We start from the raw sequence: 25,310 nt of genomic DNA on the forward strand, positions 1-25,310 counted from the left end.
TTTGTATACGATATGAAACATAAAAACTCACACTGAATATGTGCAGTTCCATTTATAACAACGGTGAGGGGAACGCATGAGAATAGGTTTACTCAAAGAAACAAAAAATGGAGAACGTAGAGTAGGATTAACACCCGAAAGTGTGCACCAATTAGTTAACGCTGGTCATGTTGTCTTTGTGCAACATGACGCAGGTGAAGGCGTGGGTATCTCAGGAGAACAATACCAAAAAGTAGGTGCAATTGTTGTTGACACAGCAAAAGAGGTTATAACCGAATCAGATATGATTGTTAAAGTGAAAGAACCTTCACTTATAGAAGCATCTTTGTTTAAAGAAAATCAAATTATTTTTTGTTATTTGCATCTTGCTCCAAACCCTGCATTGACAAGAGTACTTCTTGATAAAAAAGTTATTGGAGTAGCATTTGAAACGATTACTTCCAAAAACGGAAATCCGCTTCTTTGCCCAATGTCAGTTGTTGCTGGAAGAATGGCAACACAAATTGGGGCACATTTATTACAATGTTCTAAGGGGGGAAGGGGACTTTTAATTTCAGGAGTTCCGGGAATAGTACCACCAGCAAAGGTTGTAGTTCTTGGTGGTGGTACTGTTGGAACAAATGCTGCAGAAATTGCTGTTGGTATGGGTGCAGCTGTTATCATTATTGATAACAGGGAAGAATCATTAAAACGGGTAAAATCTAAATTTGGAGATCGAGTGGATATCTCGTTTTTAACAAACGAAGTACTTGAGTATGAACTTACAACTGCTGATATAGCTATTGGTGCAACACATGTTGCTGGTGCCTTAACAACCAAAGTAGTCAGCGAAGAATTGGTTAAAAAAATGAAAAGAGGCTCTGTTATTGTTGATGTTGCTATAGACCAAGGTGGTTGTTTTGAAACATCAAGAGTAACAACATTATCAGAACCAACATTTATTAAACACGGGGTAATACATTACTGTGTACCAAATATGCCTGGTGATGTTCCGTTTACATCAACATACGCACTAAATAATTTTTTGTTGCCGTACGTTTTGGATATTGCCAACAAAGGAATTGTACAAGCGTGTAAGGAAGATAAAGATGTTTGTAATGGTCTTCATGTATTTAAGGGAAATACTACAAACAAGTATATTGCCGCCACGCTTGAAAATGGTGTTTATGTAGATCCTATTTCATTACTTTGTGTATAAAAAATAAAAATATGACAAAACAGTTAATCTTTAGAGCTGCAGTAATTCCATATTATATTGAAGATGGAGTTGTTAAGATGCTTTTTATGAAACCATCAAATACTTTTTATGGTGGTGATGCGTTTCAAATAGCAAAGGGAAGAATTGAAGACGACGAAACGGCCGAACAAACAGCAATTCGTGAAGGGTACGAAGAATTAGGATTAAGACCAGATAATACATTATCTTTTGTAAATTTTGGTGTTTTTCTCGGAAGAACAACTTTTTTTCTTGCAAAAGTTGCTGATAAAAATCGATTTGATACACCTCACTTTGAAACAGCCGAAACGCGTTGGATGACATGCGAGGAATTTCAGAGAAAAGGCAGAGATATCCACAGGGCAGTGGTGATGTCTGCAATGAATTTAATAGAATTGTTAGAAGGGATGACATGAAAAATAGCAGCGAATTAATTGTTCAACTTGTTGTTGACGCTTATATCAATCTTGGTGATGAACGGATTCTTGAATATAATCAATATTATGAACTTTTAGTTTTACTGGAGTAGCCTTATGAAAGCAGATGTCTTTTTATGGTGTTGATGTTACAACGTATGTTAAAAGTATTAACTATGCAATAAAGTATTAACATTATGCAACACGGTTGTGATTATCCACAAATTTCAACAAAAAAGAAATAAACGCGAGAGTTACTAATGTCGTTTGTTAACGATGGTAGCTATTACAATGAAAGAAGTCACTGAAAACAAACAAAATTTCGTTTTGTATATTGTGATGATGATAAATGTACATGTCAACCGCCTAATGAAATAAAAAATATTAGATCATAATTACATGAAGATATACACGAGGGAGAAAAAAAAATGAACAAGTGGATGATTGATAAACAGTTTAGTTTTTGTTATGGACACCGTGTGTGGGTTCAAAAACTTGAACAGGAATTTTGCGCTAAGGGTGATACCAAAACAAAATGTCGCCACCTCCACGGTCATGAGGGTCTTGTTCACGTATTTCTTGAATCGTCAGAATTAAATAAACAAGGTATGGTCACTGATTTCAAACATCTTGGATGGCTCAAGGATTTTCTTGATAACAACGTTGATCATAAGTTCATTCTCGACTTAAATGACCCATACTTTTCAAGCATTATTAACGCGGAACCAATTTTTGACGTAGAGGGACAGAAACCGTTGTTGGGTCTTGCTCAAAAGAGCAAACTTAACTACCAAGCTGTACTCATTAGCGCGATACCAGTGTTGATACCGGGAACAAACCATCTTACTGGCTACGCATTAGACACAAAAGATATGGAAGGTCCGGAGAAAGAGTTTTACGAAGGATTTTTCCTTGTAAATTTTGTTCCTACTTCAGAAAACCTTTGCAAATGGCTGTTTGAATGTGCCCAAGCCAAAATGTCACTAATAAATGTGCAAGTTTCACGCATAGACTGGTTTGAAACACCAAAAAGTCGATCTTCCTATTTTGCTTAGTTAACATATAAATACTCCTACACTAGAGCAGGAGATTCACAATGGAATTTCAATTAATCAAACTTCTTAATGAGATGGCCGTTGGTCATGGAAAAGTATACACGAAGGTTCAAAATAAGCTTAAAAAACTAGGTATTGATGCATCTATTGATGCAATTCGTGATTTTTTTGAACGTAAAGATACACCACGTTGTAAAGTACTTGTTCAAAAATTTGAAAAGCTAGGATACGATAAAGATAAGGAATGGCTTGGGAATGAATCTTTCTTTGAAGAAATTGGTATTTCAAAAGATGATTATATGGCTGTTGCTAAAGAAACAAACGAACTAGCATACGAAGCACTAAAATTTGGCGAAACATTTTCCGCTGACAAAACAATCACAGAAAAGAATGGTTGCCCAACAAAGATGAAAAAGAAAGAAGAAAACGAAGAGCATACAATGGGTCTTACTGCCAAAAAAGGTAGAAAGGTTGTAAAAGATCACAAAGCAGGTCTTATCAGTTTCAAAGATGCAGAGAAGGCTCTTAAGAATCTGGGCTTCAACGAGAGCGAAATTGAAGAGATTCTTCCAAAAGAAGAAGATGAAGAAACACGTGTACTTTCCTGCCCAGTTTGCAAGGCTCGAGTTTCTGTTGATGAATTTGAAGAGCACATGGAAGAACATGAGACAAAACAAAAGAAACCTCTCAAAAAGATGAGAAGGGAAGAAGACGAAGAAGAGTGTCCCGAAGAGATGATGGGTGACGAATCAACTTTACCTAAACAGGCTGCAAAAGAATTTAAAAAGAAGCACGAAAAAGATGTTAATGAAAAAAAGTTTAGAAAAGATTATCCCGTTAGAGAAGGGTACCAAAAAACACATTTAACAATTTCTCAAAAACACGAACTTGTTGAGGTCATGCGCGACTTACTCAAAGATTTTGAAAAAGTTAAAAGTTATGATATTACAGATAAAGCACATCAAGTACTTGATGATGTTGCTGGCTTTGAAACTGCTTCTCTAAAAGAAAAAGCAAAAGTTGTAAACGAACTTGTTGATATGTATAAGAAAAAATATCAAGTTAAGTGAAAGGAATAAGTAATATGAAATACTTAAAGGATGTAGTGTATGAAGGTACAAAAATATGGTACCTTTCAAAAGAAGGTATCTGTTGATACAATTCAATTTTATTTGGCGAACGGCGCCAAGTTGCATCCTTTAACTTACGATTACTTTATCAAAGAGTTGTCTACATTAGAGATTAAAGATAAAATTTGTCCTATTCCCTGCACAATTTTTGAACGCTTCCATCTTAAACTTAGGAAAACAGCTTAATGAAAATTCTAGAAATTTTAGAAATTATCATTGAAGCACCAATGTCTATTTCTCAAGACGATATTGATTATTTTTCCAAACATCTTGATGAAAGGAAAAGAATGTATTTTTCAAATGCTATTGAAAAATTAAACAAAGCTCTTGCAGCAGACGAAATCATTAATCCTGAGTTTCAGTGGCTTAAACGCACTTTGAATGATGTTCTTGACGAGACTATGAAAAGAACGGTTGCTGAACCATTCTTTTATGCAGGTAAATATGAGTCTTTACCGGGGGATATAAAAGAACATCTGTGGTACATTCACCCCGAACTCCACACAATTATCTCTCTTGAAAAGAAACTAGCAAAAATTAAATCAAAACACGACGTTGTTGATACCATTAAAAAGTTTATTGTTCACGCTAAGCCATTAGCGGCAGCAATGGCTTACCTCAAAACAAAAGTTGTTAAGAAGGTTCGTGATGAAGTTAAAAGGGAAGAGAAAGAAACTAAGTACAGAGAAAAAATTGCTTCCCATGATGACGTCAAACGCATCAAAGAACTATTAACACAGATTACACAAAAAGTGTACAGTGATGCGTTGGAGGCCAATAAAAAGTGGTTACATAGAGTTGGTGAAAATGTGCTTAACAAAATTAAAGAAAATCCTAAAGAATCAAAAATGCGCTTATTTGTAAAAGATCCGATTGGTTACCAAATAGCAGTTATTATTTTAGATTCTGACATGAAAGCAAAAAGCAATTACAAAGAATTACTTGACAAAGAAGCAAAAAAGATAACAGATGACATGATGAACAACTTCATCGATAAAAATACAGGTAAGTTATCAGAAATTATTACAAAGAAAAATAACATGAAAAGCGCAACAGTTGTCAGTGCCGATTCTTCACGTGGCACGGTTGAAGGAACACTTAGCTTTGAATTTAAAGATGGTTCAAGTTTTACCGTTAATAATAAAGTTGTTATGTCTTATTCAAAATACCACAAACCATTTTATCGCTTTCCAACTACATTTCATAATGTGACATTTCCTGATGGAAGTATAATGAAACAACCATCTGAAAATAAAATGATTGACGAGTTTGCAAAATAAAAATTCTTTAATGGGAGAAAAATGAGAGTAGAAGAAAATACCTATATTGGTTATCGGAATCGTGTTGTCTATATTTTAACAAAAATTCTTAAATCAAAATATTGTTTACCCCAAGAACATTTTGAAACTATAAAAGAATTTTTTGAATATATTGATGGGGCCGAATCAGCTGGAAAATTTAAAAAGGAAAACGAAGCTGCATTACGGAATATGGAATTTAGTCGTTTTAATATTCGTCATGGGTACAAGCACAGTCTTATAGGGTTTATTTCAGAACAAATTTCAATGGCGTATGATTATCACCGCTGTCAGTATGTAAGGAACGTTCATGATTCGCATGAAGATAACGTTAAACGGGCTATAGATTATTATACAAAAGACGCTACTGGAAAAGAACAAAGCATACAAGTTAAAACAGGTCAATTTAGAGGAAATACAATCGAACTTAAAAAGGATTGGTTACTTGGATCAGCAGAATACCTACACATAGTAGATATTGATGATAGACGTATGATTATTTTTAAAATGTCTGACTTCAAAAAGCTTGCAAAAAACGGTGTGGTTAGACTATCTGCAGAACAACTTAATTTGCTTGCAAAAAACGTTGATCTATCAGATATGTACTAATTGTTGACCCTTTATCGGTTCTGGGGTATGCTTTTCTCATTACAACTGGGAATTGCTATGGAACAAAACCAAATTATCGAGACCAAACAAACCTACTTTATTCCAGTGTCACTGCTTGGCTCGCTGCAAAATCGCTTAGATAAGCTGAATAAGCGTGGTGCAAAACTTGGGTTCCCTCCAGTTACGCTTGTTGAACACTCACGTAAACTAGAAGTTGTGCGTGGATATCAGGAAGCAGTAGATATTGGTACAATTTCCTACAACGAAGCCCCAAAAGTTGAATATATTGAACTCTCAATTAAGGGTCAAGCTCCAAAAATTGCTGGTTGGACTTTTATCGGTAAACTCGATCATCATTCTCTACCAGGGTCCGTGATTGTAGACACGGCTCCTGGTTACACTATTCCAAAAATCTTTTTCGAGAAAGCACCAATTTGTGAACATTGCGGGAAGGAGCGTTTTCGTAAAGACACCTTTGTACTTGAAAATGATCACCATACATATAAGCAAGTTGGACGAAATTGCCTGCGTGATTTTCTTGGTTATGACCCGAACGGTATTGTTGCGTATTTTTCATTTTTTAATGATCTTTCAGAAAATCTCGAAAAAGAGGAAAACGAATTCTGGAATCGTGGTGATCGCCAAGATTGGTGCTTTAATCTTAAAGAAGTATTAGCAAATACTGTTGCTGTGATCCGTACATATGGGTGGATTTCTAGATCTTTAGCTGATGAAATAGGAAAAACCGCGACTGCAGATATAGTTGCAGACCTTTTTGCACCAACAAACAGTTATAATCATGATCGAATTCAAACGCTTCGTGAAAAAATCAAGTTCCGTCCAGAAGAAGATAAAGCTGAAACTGCTGCAGCACTTGCGTGGCTTGAACAACAGAAACCATCAAATGAGTATATGCATAATCTTATCGCAATTGCTAAAGCAGGACAAATAACAATGAAGTTGTTTGGTTATGCTTGTTCCATTATAGCAGCATATCAGCGAGCAACAGAAAAGCTTCGTCTAAACAAAACGCAAAACAAAATTAACGAATATGTTGGAACAGTCAATGAAAAAATAGAAACAACTGTCACAGTTATTCGTATGTCTTATATTGATAGTTTCTATGGAACGGTGTGTTTGCACAAAATGCTCGACGATTCAGGCCACACACTTGTTTGGTTTGCACACAGCGAATCGAATATGAAAGAAGGAATGAAATATCAAATTAAGGGTATAGTTAAAGAACATAATGAGTATCAAAACTGGAAACAAACTGTGCTCAAGCGTGTTAAAGTTACTAAGGAGTTGACAGATGGGCTGTCTTAACTCAACCGGAAATTTTAGCCATTGGTTTGGTAATATCCACCTTAGTGGACCGTGCAACCGTGCTTGTTACTTTTGTATTGGTCAACACATGATGGCTCTTGACACTTGACACGTTAAACAACCTTAGTGATCTAAAGATTAACATTGTTCTTTGTCCTGAAACAGTTGCTTCTGGTGATTTATACAAAACACTTCATCAGTTAAACGTGATGGGAATTAAACGAGTTAACCTACGAGAGCCGTATGGTCAACCACATATTGGTGACCCACTTGCTACGTACGCACATCAAAACGGAAGTTTGTTTGGTATGCCAACATATGATTGGGGTGGAATGCAGGTAACATATTGGGATGTTCATTTTGTTGAAGTCGAATCAATTAATCTGTATGCTAATGGTATTGTGAGTACAACGTATCCCGTATCTAAGGGGCACTGTCCAAGTACTGGAACGGTTCTTAGTCAAGAATACTTTAATAAGTCTGGTCGAATAATTGAACAATGGAATTTATTCCAAAAGCTGTTATTGATATGAAGTAATTAGTCCGACAATTCATTACAATCCGATGAAAGGTTTATGAAAAAGTTCATTCAAACTGGTAAAATCAATGGTTTTTTGTACTGCGTTCAATGTATAGATGGTGAAACAGTTACAGCAACTATAACGTTGAATAACGTAGAAGAAACACGAGAATTCGTAACTCGTTCTGCTGCCGAAGAATGGGTTTTGATAAAAACTTTGAAATTTTTTGATTAAAAACTTTGAGTCTGAAATTTTGTTACATCGACTGGAAAGTGGTATAATACCAGAAGTAATGGTAGATTCTAATATATAATGAGTGAAGATGAGTCCCCCAGCGGCGACAGCATCTCTACTATTAGCAAAAAAAGTACTTCCGTCAGCAGTTAAAGATGCGATTGTTTGTATCAAAAATAATTTGAGTATTGATTTAGATGATGATAATCTTATTGCAGTGTTAAAAGACGAAGTGCAGCAGCTTCTTTGGTGTAAAAATACCTCGTTAAATATCTAAAACTTTGATTTTTGTGATACCATCAATAAGTATAATATCAGAATTAAAGTAATAGACAGGACCAAAATAAAGCTGACCATTTATCTTCCGCTTTCCGTTCCAGGTACGAAACAACTCAGCTGGGACCTCTTTCCACCGTCTGTTGATATAAATTTCGTGTTTAATTTGAATTTGCTGCGTCATACATTAGGCAATATCTAAAATATTCCCCAATTCCCATAGCAATTGTGGGATATTTGGAACAATTCTTATACTTTGGTTGCCAGAAACAGGGGTTGATCTATAATTGATAATACGCATTATAAGTTCTTTTGCTTCTGGTTTGAATTTAAAAATTTTGATTACATCAAAACGCTCTCGTTCCCACCTTGTTTTCAACGCTGATTTACCGTTTGGTTCAACACCAATTTTAACAACATTTAGAGGATAATTTTTTTCATGTATTAAAAATAAGATAGCAGAGGCACGATATGCCTCTTGTTGTGCTTTAGTCCTTTCAATTGGTTTGCTTCCTAACCAATGACGCCAATCTACCCATTGTTTTTTGTATGCAGAGATTAAATCTGGTCGACTTGGAATATCTAATGGAATCTTATCTTTATTGTTTTTAAAGTAATTTTTCCATTCAATAGAATTTTTTAGTTTTAACGAATGAGCCCATAACATCGCTTCGTGGTACGGCCGACATTGTCTTTTTTTCGGATTATGTAAAAAAGTATTTTTATTACCAAGAAAATCATTCCACCCTTTCCATTCTTTTTTATAAACACGATACGGCCATTTAGGAATATTTGGGCGCGACGTATCCCACCACTTTTTATAAAGTGAAACCGAGGAAATCATTTCTTCTTGTACTAATTCTTTTGCTTCTTCAAATGAAAGAAAACCTTTTTTATGCGCTGGCATGTTATTATTTAGTTTATGTTAATTTGGGTGTTACCTAGAATATGTTGCAAAAAATTTCAAGAAGTTTTATTATACACTATAAAATCTTTTGCTTAAAAGGTAAAAATAATGTATTGGAACCATAGAGTATTCAAAATACCTTCCGAATACGAATCTTGTTATGAGATACGTGAAGTTTATTACAACGAAGATGGTACAATACATGGTACAACAGTTCATGCTGTTGCTCCGCGTGGCAATTCTATTGAAAGTCTCAAAAAAGTTATTGGATGGATGCTTCAATCCACTGAGTATCCCATTCTCGAAGAAGACAAAATTCAATACGTTTATTATGAAGATGGAGACCCAGATCCGGACGAGATTTATTAAGGTAAACAAGTAGTTTACTTTATACTTCCGAATCTGATTAATAAACGGTTGCGTTCTTTTTTAGGTATATACTTTTCAACAAAGTTCCATGCTTCTCTATCGTCAGCGAAGATAACAGCTTTACTTTTATCAAGAGTCCATAGCCTTGCACCATTTTGCGCAAACCCCGCAAACATATAATAATCCCCATCATCCATCAATAAAGTAATCAATCGAAAAGTTTCGTATTGTACTTCTTGTCCATGCCAATTCCATGCGTTACGAATTAAATTAATTTGCCTCATCGTCTACTCTTTTGAAGATATTCTGGCTTATCATCCCATATTACGGAAGGTATATTTTCATTCTCATCAATTTCAGTATTACACGATCTTGGAATGCCAAAAACTGGTGCTGTTAAAATTTGATTATTATGAAAAGCAATTCGCCTACACATAAAATTAAGATGTTCTGGTCCTTCTAACTCACTCAAGGGTGTTGATATTATGATTTTTGATAGAAACAATGCAATAAGTTTCTCTAAATTATCTTTTTCGTTTGTTGTGCAATTAGTGCAATTTTCCGATAAAAATTTTGTAATTGCAGCGGCAATCATGTTTGGCCCGTTTATATTCCTATCACACGAAAGATCTTTTGTTGGACATACTGCATGCATAAAACCTAATGTTTCCCCATTACCATCACTATGTCTAGCTTCGTGAAAAAGCAAAGCAATACGATATATTGTACGAATGCGCGAATCCCATGCTACATCTTGCGGAAAAGGGTTATTGTTGAAGAAGTCTTCATTCAAAATAATTACACCAACACGAGGAGAATTTGCTGGGTATACAGTATTGTTTATTTTAATACCCAGAATTATATTTGATAATTTCCCTGTTTGATATACAAGTGTTCCAAGATTGAAAGCCATCAATTTACTTTCTTTTTCGTGTGAATGTAATTTTGTCTGCTGATCTTCGGAAGGTATTTGTTCATTAAATGGTAACGTTGGATTTGTTGCAACGGCATTTTCATTAACAACAACGAAAGAAATTTTTTTATCCTCAAGTTGACTTCCGTGTATTAATATTTTAATTCTAGTGTGAAGCCATTTAAATAATACCTCACTTGTAACTTTATTTGTTTCAGTAATAATATTTAAAAATTTAACTTGCTTTTTCGGATCAATATACGTCATTAAAAAGTTAATATCATGTTTAAGAATTTTAAGTTGCTCGTCTGATATACTACTTGATACTTGAATATCATCAGTTTGTTGTCTTCCTATTTTATCTGCGTAAGTGATGCAGGGGAATATCAATAGGGCTATTAAAATTATTGTTTTCATATGACTAATGTTGAATATCGGATTTTGGCTTGAATATCAAAATAGCTATTATCGACAATTAATATATGAGGATAATTATTTTCAAGAAATTTTTCTGCTTCGCTTATTGAATTAAACGTTTCTGTTAGTGTAAAAGGTGATTTGTTGTAATCAAGTAAAATTGAAATTATTACACGATTACAACTACAACAAACACTCCGTTCAATTTTTGTCAATTTTTGCAATTCCGTTTTGTGTCATAGGTAATATTCTATTACTTTAATATTTATGATACAACTTTTCGCTGTTAATATATATTTTAATTACAAAGTGTATCTATCACTGACTAATTATAAACCACCGTGGTTAGTTGACGCTGTACCCCTTGAGTAATTAGATTTAATTAATGTTGTTCCTGCAACAACAGTGTTAGTCGCATAAGTGTATTTTTGTGATCCTGTTTGATCCGAAAAGCAATATACACCAAACGTTGTTCCGCTAATGGCGGCTGCTGTTGTTGCTGCTACCAACGTCGTTCCGGTTACTGCTGTTTCGGATGAATATGTTATTTTTTTTGTTGGAAAACCCATGGCACCGTTGTCATTACCACCACCAAATACACCAACTGTTGAATCGCCGCATGCTCCATGGTCTCTACGTGCAATACCAAGCGATGTTATAGTTGTCATCGTTTCACCAGAATATAAAAACTTATGTGTTACTGATGTGGAACTTCCGTCATATACTTGGTTACCTGTACCGTTAAGTACACTATTTTGACCACCATGAAAAATCGCTTTGGTTGTATTACCAGCGCCTGCAAGACCAGCTAACCCTTGTGTTAAACTAGAAGTTGAAACAACTGTATCATTTGAATACGTATATTTGTCTGTTACTGCGGATACAGTCCAATATGGTATATATCTTCGGCCACCTGTATATATTCCAAAAGTACTATTATTTGCTGCAGCTAATAATTCTCTATTGCTTGTTAATCCTGTTGAAGAAGTTACAGTGTTGTTTGACCATTGATATCTTTCTGTTGGGAAGCTGGAAGTTCCACTACCAGAGCCGACAAGATAAGCCGTTGTTGATGTACTGGTACCAGCACCAGCCGGACGGATATAAGTTAATGTTGTACCTGAACTTACTACACCATTACTTAAATTATATAATTCAACTGTATTAGAAGGACTAACCCAACCACCACCACTGTATCCGTTATTGCCACCAAAAAACATTCCCTTTTCACTAAGGGTTCCGACAAAAAAGGGTGTGCAGAATATTAGACACATTTATAAACCACCAAGTGCAGTACCCGAAACGACTGTTTCAGGAGAATAAACGTATTTGTCTGTGACAGCGTTATAACCACCCATGAATAGACCGGTTTGAACAAACAATAACTGAAATGGTTGTATATGAATTAGCATTCTTTTTTCCTTATAAGAGAGATATACTTATTTATATTTATTTATGCTAAACCAAAAAAAAATAAGCGAGCATTGCACTCGTCTTCAAGAAGATGTGGTTTAGATTGTAACTTCTTTGTTTTAAACAAAAATTTCTTCTTTTACCCTCTAATTATATATATTACATTCTTAATGTTTTATTGAGAATGTTGTTATGAGCTTGAAAGATTTATTAGATAATGAGGATACTATCATTTAAAATGCTGCTCTTGTTTTGCAGGAATTAAATGAATCTTTAGCATTAAAATGCCTTCGACAAGAAGAATATGCAAAATTGGTTGATGATCTTCTTAATCTAGAACAAATTAATAAACTCCAAAATATTGAACGCAAGTCTCATATCGAAGAAGCATATGTTTTACTTCGTAAATTTGTAGTAGACGCTGCTTAATCGTTCTTTAAATTGTTATCGATTTGTGGGAAATCGTGAGTACCATGGTTTAATACTGATCCTGAACCGTACACTTGCTTAAGTGTCTACAGATGTTCAGGTAAGCATAATGGTGCCCAAGGTGGGACTCGAACCCACACTGTCGTGATTTTAAGTCACGTGCCTCTGCCGATTGCGCTACTTGGGCTTTTTATTCCACCAGTAAGAAACTTAAACTTCTTTCCATCTAAGATTAAGTTTGTTTTTTTCACTACATCTTATTTACGTTAATCAGATCAATTCTCAACGGACGGTCATGATCCATGACCGTTAGATTTTGTACAACATCATCAATCAATACGACATGATCTTCTTGTGTAAGAAGGGCCCAATCAATGAAAGCACGTTGTTTACCCCAGATTGTGGTGAACTCGGTTACCTCCATCATCGTTCCATGTTTCCAGAACACTTGCTATTTCAATTGCTTGTTTGATACCATGCTGTACAAAATCTTCTTGATCTTTGTCGTTCCACACAGCAAATGAAAAAATACCAACCTTTTTAAGTTGACGCTGTTCAATCCAATTCCAAAGGCCCGAACCACCCTACTTGTTGGGACTAACTGTGTTTTCTGCATAGATAGCACCCTAGCTATAGGTCCAGTTTTTGCTACCTTTACGTTAACAACGGTGGTTAACTCGTTGCCCTCGCTCGTTTTACGTTGTAAAAGATTTAACCTTTACAACTATTAATTAGTTGCGACTTATATCAAGGAACAAACTAAGGTTTATTCAACTTGAATGCGCCCCTTCTCTGGTTAGCCCCACCCAACGCCCCCAGCCACTGCACCTTTTCCGTGCAATCCCTAATTCTATAACTGATGTCGAGAGAATTTCTTATAATCTCCCGACGTCTTGAAGTCAGCAAGCGATGATTTGTTCCCTACCTTCTGACTAAAGTAGATGTTTGTCATCCTTCGTTTTATCACCAGTTATGGTTATTATATATAATTATAACCCTCAAGTCAACATTTTTATTATTTATAAAATGGAGGGAGATAAATAGACATAAAAATGCGCATTTAACGACTATGAAATTAATGGAATTAATTACACCCGCAAAAGATATTGAAACACCCATTGGTGCTTTTGTTAAAGGCATGGCATACGAAAAAGACAAAAAACTAACATATAAGGGTAAAAATATAGAGATACTTGGAGCTGGTATTGAAGGTACCGCTTATCGATTGGAAGATAATCCAAACGTTATCAAAGTGATGACAAGCAATAAAGAAAATCTCGGAAAAATTCCTTATCTACAGTATATTTTAACTTTATCCAAGTATGCAAAAGAAAATCCTTATTTTCCACGAGTTGACCGTATATCAGAAATACCTATAAATCCAAGTGAATATAATGTTGTTATTAACAACGTCCATGAAAAAAATCCTGATGTAGCTCAAAAATTTGCTCGAACATTTGCTCGTTACCCTCTATCAAAACTTATTGTCTTTAAAATGGAACCATTAGTAGAATTTAGTCAAGCAACAAGAGAAGAATTATTAGTTTTATTTCAAAAAATGTTTGGAACAGAACCAACGAAACAATTAAGCCCAAACGAATTAAGAGAAGAAATTACAAAAATTATCGAAAAAGCAGTGCACGGAAAATATACAGCTGATTATTTAAATCAAATTAAAGATCCGTATCTTAAAAACGCAATATCATTGATTAAAAAGGTTAGAGCTAAAACTAAGGCCTATGTTGATATCCATAGAGAAAACGTAATGCTCCGTAGAACACCATACGGATTACAACTAGTTATTACTGATCCTCTAGTATGAGCTTAATAATTAGTAAGTTTTGATCTTACAAAGATATAAAGTGCAACAATTCCGGCTGCTATAAATATAATTGTAAAAAGAACGATTGTTATTAAAATTCCCTCTTCAGTAGGAGGAACTACAATCAGCAGAATTGATAGTATGATTAATAAATTAATCAAGATTTAAATCATTTCACTTTCAAGTTTTACCCTTTCAACGTTTGAAAATGAAACCAAACTGCCGTTTTCGAGAACGAGAAAGTCACTTTTTCCAATCACTCTAAAAAATTCAGAGTCGCCCTTAAGGCAAACAAAATCACCAATCTCAATACATTCTTGAAGAGCAAGTACACTCATGTTAATCTTCCCATCGATCTTTCATTCTTTTAATCGTTTCGTCCGGCACACCATGAATATTCTTGTAGTTACCAGTTGCAGTAAGAATCTTCGTTGGATATCCAAGATCTAAGTACGGTTGAAGTTCCCACTTCCGAGAAAACGTATTGCTAACGACAACATCTTTGCCTTCTTCAAGAGCACGTTTAGTTTGACTAAGACACCATGCATGAGCTTTCGGCAAAAGTGCAGGTCTAAATTCATACTTACCATCACGTTCAAAATACATATCAGCTTCGAAGTGAAGATAACCTTGCTTAACATATTCTCTTACCATGGTTGATTTACCGCTATCAGGCAAACCACGAATTAAGATCAGTTGTACCATTTAATCTTTTTAATTCCCTCGATTTGAGTATTTATACATTAAAAAGGGTCTAAAGTCAACACCAATGTTCACGATAACTTTTCCTAAAATTTTCTCTGGACTGCTGAAACTTTTTGACAGCTATATGTTGCATACCTAAAACCGTCTTTTGTATCAACACTCATTCGAAACCACGGTACTGTGAGTCATTGCCACCACTTATCTCCGGATGCAAGTTAGCACAATATCAGGTTGCTTTCCGTTAATAGAAGTAAACATTTGATTTCTTCGCGCAGCTTCTTGTCTTTCCTCTTTTGCCCTTTGCGCAATTTCTTGTCTTTCTTCCTCTTCGGTTGCAATCCGATCGATACAGTTTTTATGAAAATAATTTATCTGATACCGGCACTGGTTCATTGGTCCTGTGTTTTGACGGTTAAACATTCCCACACAATCCCACATCTCTCTTTCTCTTACTTCGTTACTTCGTTACATTGTTTTTCTGTTTTCACACCATCGAATTCCCTTCGCCACTCGCGTTCACCGGCAAAAATAGAACCAGAAATTAAAAGCACGACCAAAATTGTCACATTCTTCATGTGGTTACTTCCTGCGCATTGTTACGGTTGCATCGACTGCGCAAACATATGGAAGCTTTTCAACCTGATTATAACCATATGGTGTTGGGGTAACTTTATCGTCTGACTTGCTACAACTGCAGTCACTTCGAGATGTAGTTACTTCATAACCCCATGAAGTTCGTTCCATTGAGTTCAGCCATGAATTAGCTTGTTCTTTTGCAAGAGCACAAGCTGATGCACTCGAATATTGAGCATACCCAGTAAATGTTTGGTGCTTCGTTCCTTCAGAAGCTATCCATAGAATAAGTGATAAAATTGTTATTACTTTCTTCATATATCCTCCTTACGTTAAGGAACCAACCTTAACCCAAGGGAGGAAAGAAAAAAATCAACTGACGGGTACCCCATAATAAAGGGGGCTTGTGATGGATTTGAAAAAAAGCCCAAGAGGGTCAATCTCTTGGGCAGATCATAATAGTCCCGAATTGCCTCGGTAGGTGCACTTGGTTACCTGCTATTTCACAGGACCATCCCCTACACGTCTTCTCAGAATAATCCGTCACCATTCCAAGAGAGAAGCTTCTCAGAAGGTCAAGGCTTACCGTTTTTAGCCCAGTGATACTGTCACGGTTCCGTGAAGTCGCGTGGATTTCCGGGTCATTCAGCTGCCCTCTGTTTACCCTTCGGCCTTGGAGGTACAACCTATCGGCTTTCTGCGCTATGTTCCCACCATGCACTAAGTGCTCTTTTCTATATTCGTAATATACTTTATTTGAACCTAAAAGTCAACAATCACCCCAAGCCCACGAATTGTGTGTCCGCAGGTTTGTTGCTCCATCAAATTACGATTCTTTGTTCCTCAATAACAAGGACAAGTTGCTGGACACTTAAATCATCCAGCATATCTTCAAACTCACTAATTTGTTCAACGGTTGCCATTATTTACACCTCGATGGGTTGGGATTATCTGTATGACATGCCTTACCTGGATTACCAGGAACAAGACCAGGCAGTGATATAGGCACTTCTTTTTCTGCCTTAGGCTTAACAGAACAAGTATTGCTTGGAGCTGTCAGAACACCAATAAGCCCTACACTAAAAAAGAACATGAATACAGCTGTAAATAAGAGATGTATCATCGTGTTTGAACCTTTGCAGGCATATTTCTACACTTTTCTGTTGCAACAACGGTACCGATTGTATACGCCACCCAAAGTAAAACAAGCATGATTAATAGATCAACAAACGAAAACCCCTTTGTGTTTTTCATGACTCACCTCGACCGATAGCTACAAATCGACCAAATACTGCAGCTACGATAAAACTGAACACAACCCAACCTGCAAGAATATAGATAATTGTCATTGTAATATCCTAATACAAAGTTATTACATCGAGATCACCAGGCACGATATTAACATACTCATCACGGACCTTGGTCAGGCGCTCAAACAAGATATCCCAAGCTTTTGACCGATTTTCAGCACTAACCTTGATAACGACTGTTCTTATGAAGATTCCTACAATTAGGTTAAAAAATCAACACTGAGTTACACTTATGTTTTTGATGGAAATCTCTTAGAGGCTAAACGGTAACACGATCTGTGTACCAATTACACCAATATTCTTGCCATCGATCACAATAGGTGGAAGAACAAGAACTCGCACCACACCAATCTGCACGACGCCCGCCGCAACAGGCAGAATTGTAGCATAATCATAACCGTGAACCAAACCACCAGTAAGTCCAAGTTTGATAGAACCAACACGAGCAAGATCGTTTGCTAAGAAGAAAACGTACTCACTGCGAGTGTACTCGGAGTTATGATAGAAACCAACTTGCCAGGAGGCAGTTTGGTCGATACTGCACTCAATACCAACACCGAAGTTGTGCTCGTTGTAATCGGTTTTACGATCGAAATGGTACGATAGAGCGTTCACAACAGGTGAACATTCATTTGCAAAAGCAGAGGAGAGTGGAAGCGTAAATGCAATTGCAACCAAAACTCGAGTAATATGCTTCATAATTTAAAGTCAACCCTTGTTTATCATAGGAAAACTCGCTCAAGAGCGTAGAGAGGTCTACCAGTTTGGAAACCGAACCAAAGTTCTCGCTCAAGCGTCTCGTATATGGCGACAGTACCAGCTATCAATATGAGTACAACGACTGTCTTTTTTAACATATCTTTAAATCCTAAAGTCAACCTAGTTTCCCCGCAACAGCAACACTCAAAAGGTACACCGTGTACGTGATAATTATCGCGGATAGTGTGATTAGTAGTCGATCAGTAGTTGATAAATTCACGTGCTTCCTGCCTCCACTGCTTCTTTTGCTTGGCGCGCGAAACATTAGTAGTGCCACGCTTCTGCTCGTGCTTGCCAGCACCTGAAGTCTGCGCGTACTTTGCGACGTAGTTACGGTTTTTAACAGCCTTGATTGTCACTGCTCTCTCCATTTAATGTTTGGTTCGTACGGCAGAACTGCTAGCTCAGCTCTGCTTTCCGTTGCCATGAAACACACGATCACCAACATTAGTTTACCACTGTAGAGTCAAAAAAGTCAACGTTACTTGCGTGACTTGCGTGACTTCTTCTGTTTGTGAACTACCTCATACTTGTTGTTGTTAATCACAAGTTCCACCAACTCGTTGAGATTGACATTGCGGTAGTTGTCAGCACCAGTCGAATCGTAGCGACGTTCCCACACACTCAACAGGTTCTTCTTGTCGGGATCATACTTCATCCCAACACCAGTATCGAATTTGTGAACATTAATGCGGCAGTTCATCTTACGCACTTCACCATTTGTCCGTTTGACGAAAGTCACAGTAAAAAACGTGTTGCTGTTCTTCATCAATTCAATTGCTTGCTGATGCGTAATTTGCATGTTGCTTTCTCCTATTGATAAGGCAAGTATAGACTAATAGGGTTAAAAGTCAACACCACTTTGATGGCAGTGTTTTCTCAAGAATCTTCTGAATTTCGTTCAGAAAGTATGTTCTTTTCCTCTGAGAGGAAGGCGATATTGAAGATTAGCATATACCCGTAGGGTCAAAAAGTCAACGTATCAATTCGCAATTTGGTCCGGTGGCCAACCGCTTCTTTTTTGGTAATTTTTTAGGCCTTCGACAGTCGTAAATTTACGAGAAACCCTCCACGGAAATCCGTAATCTGTAAAAGTTTCGATTTGTTGTATTTTCTTATGCTCCATTTTCTTATGCTCTTCGACAAGAACTGGGGTTGTGATACCAAATTGAGTTGCAGTAACATCAATAACGTAAGCACCATACAGAACAAAGCAATGACTATACCAGTCCTCCATAACTGCAATGGTACTGTTAATGCCAATTTTCTTCAAACGTGTATGAAGTTCGGCAGCAGCAATCGCACACATACCACCTAAATCAGAAGGAAATCTCCTAAAGGAGTAACTTTCAGCCCACTTCCGAGTCTTCTTTGCAACTGCATGAATACGCTTTAGTGTTTTGACGTCCAGGAGCTGATTGTTCACGTCATGAACAGCCTTACTCACCATATGTTTGGTCTCCAATTACCTATCTAAAGGGTAACCATAGCTCAGTGGGGTCAAAAGTCAACGAGCAATTTTATGACAAAAATACCAAAAAACACAGACTTAAGACATGTTTAGATATTTTAAATTTCCTTGTTGTGATGAGAAAAGGATATATTATTAGGGTTAAAAGTCAACAAAGAACTAAAGTTAATTAAACCTTTCGTCCCATTGTTTTCATGTCATCAGGATTTGTAATCACTTGGTAAGCACCCTTGTTACAGATAGGTGCAATAACATATTGTTTTTCTGTTGTATGTGATTCTTTGCGAAGAGCAACACCAATTCCATCACCAAGGGAAGGTATGTTCTTTGTGTCTGAGCCCGCACGAGGTGGAGTCAAATCAAACACTTGCAACGTTTTGAATTTGCCTTGCTGTGCAGGACGTTTCTTTGCGTACGAGCGTACGTGTGTGCGAATAATGATTGTCATTTTCAGTAATCGATATCTGCGACAGTACAGGGTCAGAAAGTTAACTCTCTCGCTTGCAAATCTGGTAATACGTAGCCGCAGCAACCTTACTGAGGCCAGTCTTCTCCATGATCTTCTCGATCACAACCTTGCGCGACTGCTTCGTGTTCGAAGCAAAAATCTTACGGGCAACGTCAATCTTCTTGACCTTCTTTTCCTCGGTCTTCTTCACTCGTTTGGTCTTGGTTGGAACTTCAAGGTCATTAGCAGCATCACGAGCCAACTTATCCTCAAAGGATTCAACTTGAACCTTAGCTGCACCAGCCAAAAGTTCAGCTTCCTCCTTCTCAGCAGATTCAATCAGAGCATCAACTTCTTCATCCGTCATCTGCACACGAGAAACCGGTGGTAGTACTTCAGGCGTTGGTTCAATCCCCCCATTGGCAAGTTTGATCTGAGCTGCTTCGAGTTCACGAATATCTTCATTCATTTTACGATCTCCTACAAGTTGTTTAACAAACGCTGTACCACAAATATCAGCCTCTTCATCTCCAGGTGAAAAATCAACCAATTCCCACATACCAGGAAAGGTAGTAGTAACTGCATCAAGAATTTTTTTTTCGTCGATGCTTTGTCCAACCCACTTAACGCACACTAGCTCTTCGTTAAGGCGTGTGATATCCTCGATATACATATCTATATCAAATCTCCTTTGAAACGCTTGCACGAATTCGCATGTGAGCCTTCTTTGCAGTCTGTACTGCATCCTTTTCGGTTGCGAAACTCACATAAGTTGTTTTTATCATGTTTATCCTTTGTCAGGTTCAAAAGGGATCGTCGTAGTCGTCCCCGAAGAATCCGTAATCTTCGTCCGTACCGTAACCAGCACTACGGAGTGCGTCAGCATCAGCTTCAACGTCATCACGGAACTGATCATACTCTTCAGGTTCGATCCCGCGTGTATCCCATTCCCAATCACCACCAGCTTGCGCAGCACAATCCTGATGCGCAAGCAAAATATGATCTAGTTCACCATCGAAATCATAAACTTTTAGATCAGCCAACTGATCTCCTTCAATCAGCATTTTGCCGCAGACTGCACAAGCACATATTTCTTTTACCATGTGTTTGGTCTCCAATTACCTATCTAAAGGGTAACTATAGCTTAGTGGGGCTAAAAGTCAACGAGCAACAATCAACTTCATCATTGACTGACACTTGATGCAAAAAAGCACAGATTTAGCCGTCATATTCTTCGGGAGTTTGAATATTAGTTGACTTCTTTCTTGCAGTTATACACGTAAGTTGTAGCACCAGCCTTCGACATATCGAGTTCCTTCATGAAGAGCTCAATCATCTCGTTGCGAGAGAGTTTATCTTTGTTCTCAGAATACAACTGGATAGCACGATCTTTTTTCTCGCCCTTACGACCAGAACGAACCGAAACCGTTTCGCCGTTTTCGTTAACCGCAACAGCTCCATTGAGAATTGCATTATCTTCGAGACCGAGTGCATACTGCATATCACCATTGCGAAGGCGATCAACCATTTTCAGAGCAGACTGAAACGCTTCATTTACGATGAGCGAAGGATCAAGCTCGTTGCGAACAATGTTCTGCACAAGATACAGGTAGAAGTACTTGGCGGTTAAATCGTCAAACGAACCAACTTCCGAAACATCACCTACCAGCTCAACAATCGCGTCGCGATACTGCTTGCCGGTCGACCAAAGCACACGCACATCCTGCACCGCACGGGTGTAATCTTGCGTATTGACACAATACTTCTCAAGTACAGTGATCGGGTTATGCATTTGATTTCCTCGTTGAACTTATGAGGTAAGTGTAATGCAAGAGGGTTAAAAGGGCAACCTTGCTATGTTCCTTGACTTTTGGGTCAATTTATTATATGCTTCCTGTACGGCATGAAGGAAAGCCAAAGGCCGACAAGATCGGTGGTCCCGGTAAACTTGTGCTGAGAAAAACTATATCAGTACTTACTGATATAAAACAGGTTGACTTTTTAACCCTCCGCTATATACTTACCCTATATTAACTGTTGGAGCAATGAAATGGTCAATGTTTCTGCAGAGATCCGCAAGCGGATTGAGAACAAAATCAACGACTGTCTCGCGATTGCGAACAAGCACTATAACCCGGTGTGTCCGTTCAAAATGCCAAAGGTTGAGTACAATCTTCATGGTACGTGCGGGGGTCTTGCTTACCCGACTCAGTGGCGCCTTCGTTTTCATCCTGTGTTTATCGCTGAGAATACAGAAGATTACATTGAGAATACTGTGCCGCATGAGGTCGCGCATCTCATTGACTATGAAGTGCATAAACTGCATGTTCAGGGATTTGGTTATCGTGTAAAGCGGCGGTCCATTCACGGTCCAACGTGGAGAGCCGTGATGCGTTTGCTTGGAGCAAATCCTGCTCGTTGTCATACATATGACACCTCGAATGTACAAAGGAAATCTAGTTTCATGTATGAGTGCCCTTGTTGCAAAAAGGAATTTCGCCTTGGTCCAACACGCCACAAAAAAATTCAAAATGGAGCGATTTACTGGTGTTCTTCGTGTGGTAGGGATAGGGGTAATCTCGTGTATCAGCAAGCCAATCAAAGTGCGAAGTTAGCGGTCACGAAACCGGTGCAAGCTAAACCACCGAAGGCTGGATCGAAGATTGAGCGTGCGTACTTCTTTGTCAAAAATAACAAGGATATTTGCGGTCGAAATAGTTTGATCGCTGGTATTGCTCTTGAGCTGAACTGTTCGCGGGCAATGGCACAGACCTACTACTACACTGTGCTCAAGAGGTTGGAAGCTTGACATTTAAGGTCAAATAAGTTATACTTGTACTAGTAAACTTTGTAAGAGGTAATGAATATGGATTCAGTGCAAGAATTGTCACTTACAACGTGGTGGCGGATAGCTACTGAGAATACAATTTCTTGGGAACGTGTAGCATCATATTTGCATGGTGCATTTATGATGTTGCCTATCGGTGAGGGACTAACAGAATTTGGAGACGATTTGATTTTTTTGCGTGCTATTTGTTATCGGCGGGCTGAACTTTCCTAGGAAACACTTCTCAACTGGTGAGCCCTACCTTTCCGTACACGCGACTGCCTTTGAAGTCAATCCTCCCAAAGAAGAGCCCAAAGAGGAAGAAGTGAAGGAAGTCTCACCGAAAGAATTGGACGCTGTTGCGCAAGTGTACAACGACTGGCTCAGTCGTGTGCGTTCTGGCGAGAAACCGAACTAGTTGACCCAAACCTCGAGATGAGGGACAATGTTCTTGTTGTTTGATTAACCCCCCTTCAACAACGAGGCAGACAGTGAAACTTCAGCATGAAGACCGGCCGATCGAGCGCGGTGGCGATCTGGTCGAAACGCAATTCAAAATCAAGGCCACCGCCAAGGCGTTCGCCATTCTGTCGAGTGGTCTGTACACCAACAAGATCCGTGCGATCATCCGCGAACTTGCCTGCAATGCGTACGACTCGCATGTCGCTGCTGGCAAGAAAGATACGCCGATCGAGATCAAGCTTCCGACCGCACTCGAGCCGACTTTCTACGTGAAGGACTTCGGCACTGGCCTCGACCACGACGGCGTGACGCAGCTGTACACGACGTACTTCGAGTCGACGAAGCAGGACAGCAACGACTTCATCGGTGCGCTCGGTCTCGGCAGCAAGTCGCCGTTCAGCTACACCTCTTCGTTCAACGTCGAAGCACGCCACAACGGTGTGGTGCGGCACTACACTGCGTTCATCAACGAACAAGGCACCCCTGCGATCACGAAGATCGCCGAGAAGGCAACCGCTGAGCCGAACGGCCTGACCGTCTCCCTGCAAGTCAAGCGTGAAGACTGCACGAAGTTCGAGACCGAAGCAAAGCACGCGCTGATGTACTTCCATCCGCTGCCGAACATTCTCGGCCGCGAAAAGTGGAAACCGCATTCGGTGAAACACACCGTCAACGGCGGCGACTGGAAACTGCGCGAGACCGACGAGTACACGACGCAGATGTCTGGTCCGTACGTGCTGCAAGGTTTCGTCGCGTATCCGATCGACGCGAACGTGATGCGTCAGAACGGACTGTCGAACACCACTTCGCAACTGCTGAACCTGCACGTCGATCTGGTCGTTCCGATCGGCGAAGTGGAGGTCGCTGCGTCGCGTGAGGCTCTGTCGTACACGAAGCAGACCGTTGCCAACATCAAAGCTCGTCTCGATCGGATCACCGCCGAACTGCATTCCACCGTGCAGAAGGAATTCGACAACTGCACGACGTTGTGGGAAGCTCGGATGAAGTATGTGGCGTTCGAGTCGGAGATGAAAGGAAACGAGCACCTTCGCGACGTTTTCCGCACTCTGAAAAATACCAAACCGTTCAAGTGGAATGGCAAGTCGCTGAGCGATGAGGTAAAACTGGACGTCGGTTCTTTGGAGAACATCGAAGTCGTTCTCTACTACAAGACCAAGTCGAACAAAGCTCTGCAACGTTCGGCCGTCTTCGAGCCTGGTACGAAGCAAAAGCACTTCAACGACAAGCAAAAGACGTTCCAGTTCGGTCTTCACCTCCGTCCGAATCTGCCTGTGTTGATTGACGACCTCTACGGCGGCAACGACATTCTCCGTCAGTGGCTGGACGATCGGATTGGCAACAGCTGGCAGGATAAGTACGCTCTCGTCTTCCGTCCGCTGTCCCGCAAAGTCGAAGCCGAAGCGAAGCAGGAGATCATCACGATCCTCGACCAGCTCGGCAGTCCGACTCCGCTGTTGGTCAGTGCCCTGCCGTATCAGCGCACGAAGAAGTCGTACTACAAGAAGCGTGCAGCGAACATGCTGTACAAGTGGTCTGGCTTTGCGTCGAACGGCGGCTACAAGAAGAACCAGATTCGTCGATCGTTCTCGAAGCTCTGCTGGACGACGAAGGAAGTGGATTTTTCGGACGGCGGCTTCTACGTCCCAACCAAGAAGTTTGCGATCATGCGAAATGGTGCGGAGCAGCTGTACTTCGACGAGATCCTCAGCTCGGCGGCGTCGCTTGGACTGATCCCTGCGAACGTTGAAGTGATTGGCATGTCGGAGAAAGAGCTCGCCGACGCACAGGACGAAGGTGAGTGGACGAACGTGTTCGACCACATCGCTGCGGAGTTTGCGAAGGTGAACAAGCAGCACGAGATGTCGAACGTGATCGCTCTCGCCGACATCGTCGAGAAGCTCGGTCGTGGCATGTCGCAGAACATCATCGTGCCGTGGAAGAAGCTGCGTGACGATGTTGTCGACTGCGACTTCAAGAAACTGCTCGACGGCGTACTGGAGCTTGCAACGAGCAAACACGAGCATGGTGTGGTGAGGAGATTTCTCACCCACATGAAAATGCAAGCCGAGCTGGACTTCGTCAACAAGACCGTTGATGACGTTATGGCAAAGTGGAAGACGGTGAAAACTCAGTATGAGATGTTTGATCTCATCAACTGGAGCAACATCGGAAGCCATAACACGAAGGTGGTGGTCAACTACATCAACACCGTCGAGAAGAGCAGGAAAAAGAGTTAGGGGGTGGGAGGGGGATTCGACCGCTAAGTCTGCCAGACTGCCGAGTCCCCCTCTCCATTTTCTGACCTGTTGCCAAACGGATTGAAATAGGGTACGATGTACGTGTTGGTCAGAAATGGCCGACAGAACCTCACACAAGGAGTTTT

Annotated in this window: 31 protein-coding genes and 1 tRNA gene; 15 read left to right on the forward strand and 17 right to left on the reverse strand. The window is 39.2% G+C overall.

The genetic code is table 11. From position 1 onward, the window contains the following. Window positions 1-76 precede the first annotated feature (76 nt). The 11 genes from ald (at window position 77) to QXL17_02805 (ending at window position 8,082) form a co-directional block, all read left to right on the forward strand. Window positions 77-1,198, forward strand: coding sequence for an alanine dehydrogenase (ald, locus tag QXL17_02755; protein ID MEM4258057.1), 1,122 nt, complete (start codon window positions 77-79; stop codon window positions 1,196-1,198). Between the two features lie 11 nt (window positions 1,199-1,209). After that, window positions 1,210-1,632, forward strand: coding sequence for an NUDIX hydrolase (locus tag QXL17_02760; GenBank protein MEM4258058.1), 423 nt, complete (start codon window positions 1,210-1,212; stop codon window positions 1,630-1,632). Window positions 1,633-2,060: 428 nt separating this feature from the next. Then, entirely contained in the window at window positions 2,061-2,687 is a 627-nt protein-coding gene (locus QXL17_02765; protein ID MEM4258059.1) for a 6-carboxytetrahydropterin synthase, read from the forward strand. Between the two features lie 41 nt (window positions 2,688-2,728). Further along, complete coding sequence (locus QXL17_02770; protein MEM4258060.1) at window positions 2,729-3,757, forward strand: hypothetical protein; 1,029 nt, start codon at window positions 2,729-2,731, stop codon at window positions 3,755-3,757. Between the two features lie 39 nt (window positions 3,758-3,796). Continuing rightward, on the forward strand, window positions 3,797-4,003 hold the full coding sequence (locus QXL17_02775) for a hypothetical protein (protein ID MEM4258061.1): 207 nt from the start codon (window positions 3,797-3,799) through the stop codon (window positions 4,001-4,003). After that, entirely contained in the window at window positions 4,003-5,097 is a 1,095-nt protein-coding gene (locus tag QXL17_02780) for a hypothetical protein (GenBank protein MEM4258062.1), read from the forward strand. Before QXL17_02775 ends, QXL17_02780 begins: the two co-directional genes overlap by 1 nt. 21 nt (window positions 5,098-5,118) lie before the next feature. Then, the gene (locus QXL17_02785) at window positions 5,119-5,724 is read left to right on the forward strand and encodes a hypothetical protein (protein MEM4258063.1); all 606 of its coding nucleotides are present in this window, start codon (window positions 5,119-5,121) and stop codon (window positions 5,722-5,724) included. 57 nt (window positions 5,725-5,781) lie between these two features. Beyond that, window positions 5,782-7,050 carry a hypothetical protein gene (locus tag QXL17_02790; protein ID MEM4258064.1) on the forward strand — a complete coding sequence of 423 codons (1,269 nt, stop codon included), beginning with the start codon at window positions 5,782-5,784 and terminating at the stop codon, window positions 7,048-7,050. 98 nt (window positions 7,051-7,148) lie between these two features. Then, window positions 7,149-7,583: a hypothetical protein gene (locus QXL17_02795; GenBank protein MEM4258065.1), complete on the forward strand. Its 435-nt coding sequence runs from the start codon at window positions 7,149-7,151 to the stop codon at window positions 7,581-7,583. A 42-nt stretch (window positions 7,584-7,625) separates the two neighbouring features. Then, window positions 7,626-7,805, forward strand: a complete 180-nt coding sequence (locus QXL17_02800; protein MEM4258066.1) for a hypothetical protein — start codon at window positions 7,626-7,628, stop codon at window positions 7,803-7,805. A gap of 88 nt (window positions 7,806-7,893) precedes the next feature. Then, entirely contained in the window at window positions 7,894-8,082 is a 189-nt protein-coding gene (locus tag QXL17_02805; GenBank protein MEM4258067.1) for a hypothetical protein, read from the forward strand. A gap of 186 nt (window positions 8,083-8,268) precedes the next feature. Here QXL17_02805 and QXL17_02810 read toward each other — a convergent pair whose 3' ends face one another. Next, window positions 8,269-8,988: a hypothetical protein gene (locus QXL17_02810; GenBank protein ID MEM4258068.1), complete on the reverse strand. Its 720-nt coding sequence runs from the start codon at window positions 8,986-8,988 to the stop codon at window positions 8,269-8,271. 108 nt (window positions 8,989-9,096) lie between these two features. On the opposite strand from QXL17_02810, the gene QXL17_02815 reads away from it, so the two are divergent. Beyond that, window positions 9,097-9,357 carry a hypothetical protein gene (locus QXL17_02815; GenBank protein MEM4258069.1) on the forward strand — a complete coding sequence of 87 codons (261 nt, stop codon included), beginning with the start codon at window positions 9,097-9,099 and terminating at the stop codon, window positions 9,355-9,357. 14 nt (window positions 9,358-9,371) lie between these two features. Here the strand turns inward: QXL17_02815 and QXL17_02820 are convergent, their stop codons facing one another. The 5 genes from QXL17_02820 to QXL17_02840 form a co-directional block, all read right to left on the reverse strand. Beyond that, window positions 9,372-9,641 carry a hypothetical protein gene (locus QXL17_02820; protein MEM4258070.1) on the reverse strand — a complete coding sequence of 90 codons (270 nt, stop codon included), beginning with the start codon at window positions 9,639-9,641 and terminating at the stop codon, window positions 9,372-9,374. After that, window positions 9,638-10,687 (reverse strand): hypothetical protein, encoded by a 1,050-nt coding sequence (locus tag QXL17_02825; protein MEM4258071.1) that lies wholly within the window; start codon window positions 10,685-10,687, stop codon window positions 9,638-9,640. The genes QXL17_02820 and QXL17_02825 overlap by 4 nt, the downstream gene beginning before the upstream one ends. A 329-nt stretch (window positions 10,688-11,016) precedes the next feature. Beyond that, window positions 11,017-11,961: a hypothetical protein gene (locus QXL17_02830; protein ID MEM4258072.1), complete on the reverse strand. Its 945-nt coding sequence runs from the start codon at window positions 11,959-11,961 to the stop codon at window positions 11,017-11,019. A gap of 678 nt (window positions 11,962-12,639) precedes the next feature. Continuing rightward, window positions 12,640-12,716: transfer RNA gene (locus tag QXL17_02835), tRNA-Leu, on the reverse strand. 63 nt (window positions 12,717-12,779) lie between these two features. Then, a complete protein-coding gene (locus QXL17_02840) occupies window positions 12,780-12,956 on the reverse strand; it encodes a hypothetical protein (protein MEM4258073.1) in 177 nt (58 codons plus the stop codon). A gap of 642 nt (window positions 12,957-13,598) precedes the next feature. Here QXL17_02840 and QXL17_02845 point away from each other — a divergent pair. Continuing rightward, entirely contained in the window at window positions 13,599-14,351 is a 753-nt protein-coding gene (locus tag QXL17_02845; protein ID MEM4258074.1) for a hypothetical protein, read from the forward strand. A 164-nt stretch (window positions 14,352-14,515) separates the two neighbouring features. On the opposite strand, the gene QXL17_02850 is transcribed toward QXL17_02845, so the two are convergent. From QXL17_02850 to QXL17_02900, 11 genes are all read right to left on the reverse strand, one after another. Then, complete coding sequence (locus tag QXL17_02850; GenBank protein ID MEM4258075.1) at window positions 14,516-14,689, reverse strand: hypothetical protein; 174 nt, start codon at window positions 14,687-14,689, stop codon at window positions 14,516-14,518. 1 nt (window position 14,690) lies between these two features. Then, window positions 14,691-15,056, reverse strand: a complete 366-nt coding sequence (locus QXL17_02855) for an AAA family ATPase (protein ID MEM4258076.1) — start codon at window positions 15,054-15,056, stop codon at window positions 14,691-14,693. 579 nt (window positions 15,057-15,635) lie between these two features. After that, on the reverse strand, window positions 15,636-15,947 hold the full coding sequence (locus QXL17_02860) for a hypothetical protein (protein MEM4258077.1): 312 nt from the start codon (window positions 15,945-15,947) through the stop codon (window positions 15,636-15,638). A gap of 801 nt (window positions 15,948-16,748) precedes the next feature. Then, window positions 16,749-16,883 carry a hypothetical protein gene (locus tag QXL17_02865; protein ID MEM4258078.1) on the reverse strand — a complete coding sequence of 45 codons (135 nt, stop codon included), beginning with the start codon at window positions 16,881-16,883 and terminating at the stop codon, window positions 16,749-16,751. A gap of 308 nt (window positions 16,884-17,191) precedes the next feature. After that, window positions 17,192-17,638 (reverse strand): hypothetical protein, encoded by a 447-nt coding sequence (locus tag QXL17_02870; protein ID MEM4258079.1) that lies wholly within the window; start codon window positions 17,636-17,638, stop codon window positions 17,192-17,194. 541 nt (window positions 17,639-18,179) lie between these two features. Next, window positions 18,180-18,500 (reverse strand): hypothetical protein, encoded by a 321-nt coding sequence (locus tag QXL17_02875; GenBank protein MEM4258080.1) that lies wholly within the window; start codon window positions 18,498-18,500, stop codon window positions 18,180-18,182. Window positions 18,501-18,680: 180 nt separating this feature from the next. Beyond that, complete coding sequence (locus tag QXL17_02880; GenBank protein ID MEM4258081.1) at window positions 18,681-19,148, reverse strand: hypothetical protein; 468 nt, start codon at window positions 19,146-19,148, stop codon at window positions 18,681-18,683. 190 nt (window positions 19,149-19,338) lie between these two features. Then, the gene (locus QXL17_02885) at window positions 19,339-19,617 is read right to left on the reverse strand and encodes a hypothetical protein (GenBank protein MEM4258082.1); all 279 of its coding nucleotides are present in this window, start codon (window positions 19,615-19,617) and stop codon (window positions 19,339-19,341) included. A gap of 40 nt (window positions 19,618-19,657) precedes the next feature. Next, window positions 19,658-20,290 (reverse strand): hypothetical protein, encoded by a 633-nt coding sequence (locus tag QXL17_02890; protein ID MEM4258083.1) that lies wholly within the window; start codon window positions 20,288-20,290, stop codon window positions 19,658-19,660. Window positions 20,291-20,420: 130 nt separating this feature from the next. Next, window positions 20,421-20,720, reverse strand: coding sequence for a hypothetical protein (locus tag QXL17_02895; GenBank protein ID MEM4258084.1), 300 nt, complete (start codon window positions 20,718-20,720; stop codon window positions 20,421-20,423). A 146-nt stretch (window positions 20,721-20,866) separates the two neighbouring features. Then, entirely contained in the window at window positions 20,867-21,409 is a 543-nt protein-coding gene (locus QXL17_02900; GenBank protein MEM4258085.1) for a hypothetical protein, read from the reverse strand. 258 nt (window positions 21,410-21,667) lie between these two features. Here QXL17_02900 and QXL17_02905 point away from each other — a divergent pair, with 258 nt between their 5' ends. Continuing rightward, window positions 21,668-22,426, forward strand: coding sequence for a SprT-like domain-containing protein (locus QXL17_02905; protein MEM4258086.1), 759 nt, complete (start codon window positions 21,668-21,670; stop codon window positions 22,424-22,426). A gap of 509 nt (window positions 22,427-22,935) precedes the next feature. After that, window positions 22,936-25,164 (forward strand): hypothetical protein, encoded by a 2,229-nt coding sequence (locus QXL17_02910; protein MEM4258087.1) that lies wholly within the window; start codon window positions 22,936-22,938, stop codon window positions 25,162-25,164. Window positions 25,165-25,310 lie beyond the last annotated feature (146 nt).

This window comes from Candidatus Thermoplasmatota archaeon (assembly GCA_038884455.1).
Taxonomy (GTDB): Archaea; Thermoplasmatota; E2; order DHVEG-1; family DHVEG-1; genus JAWABU01.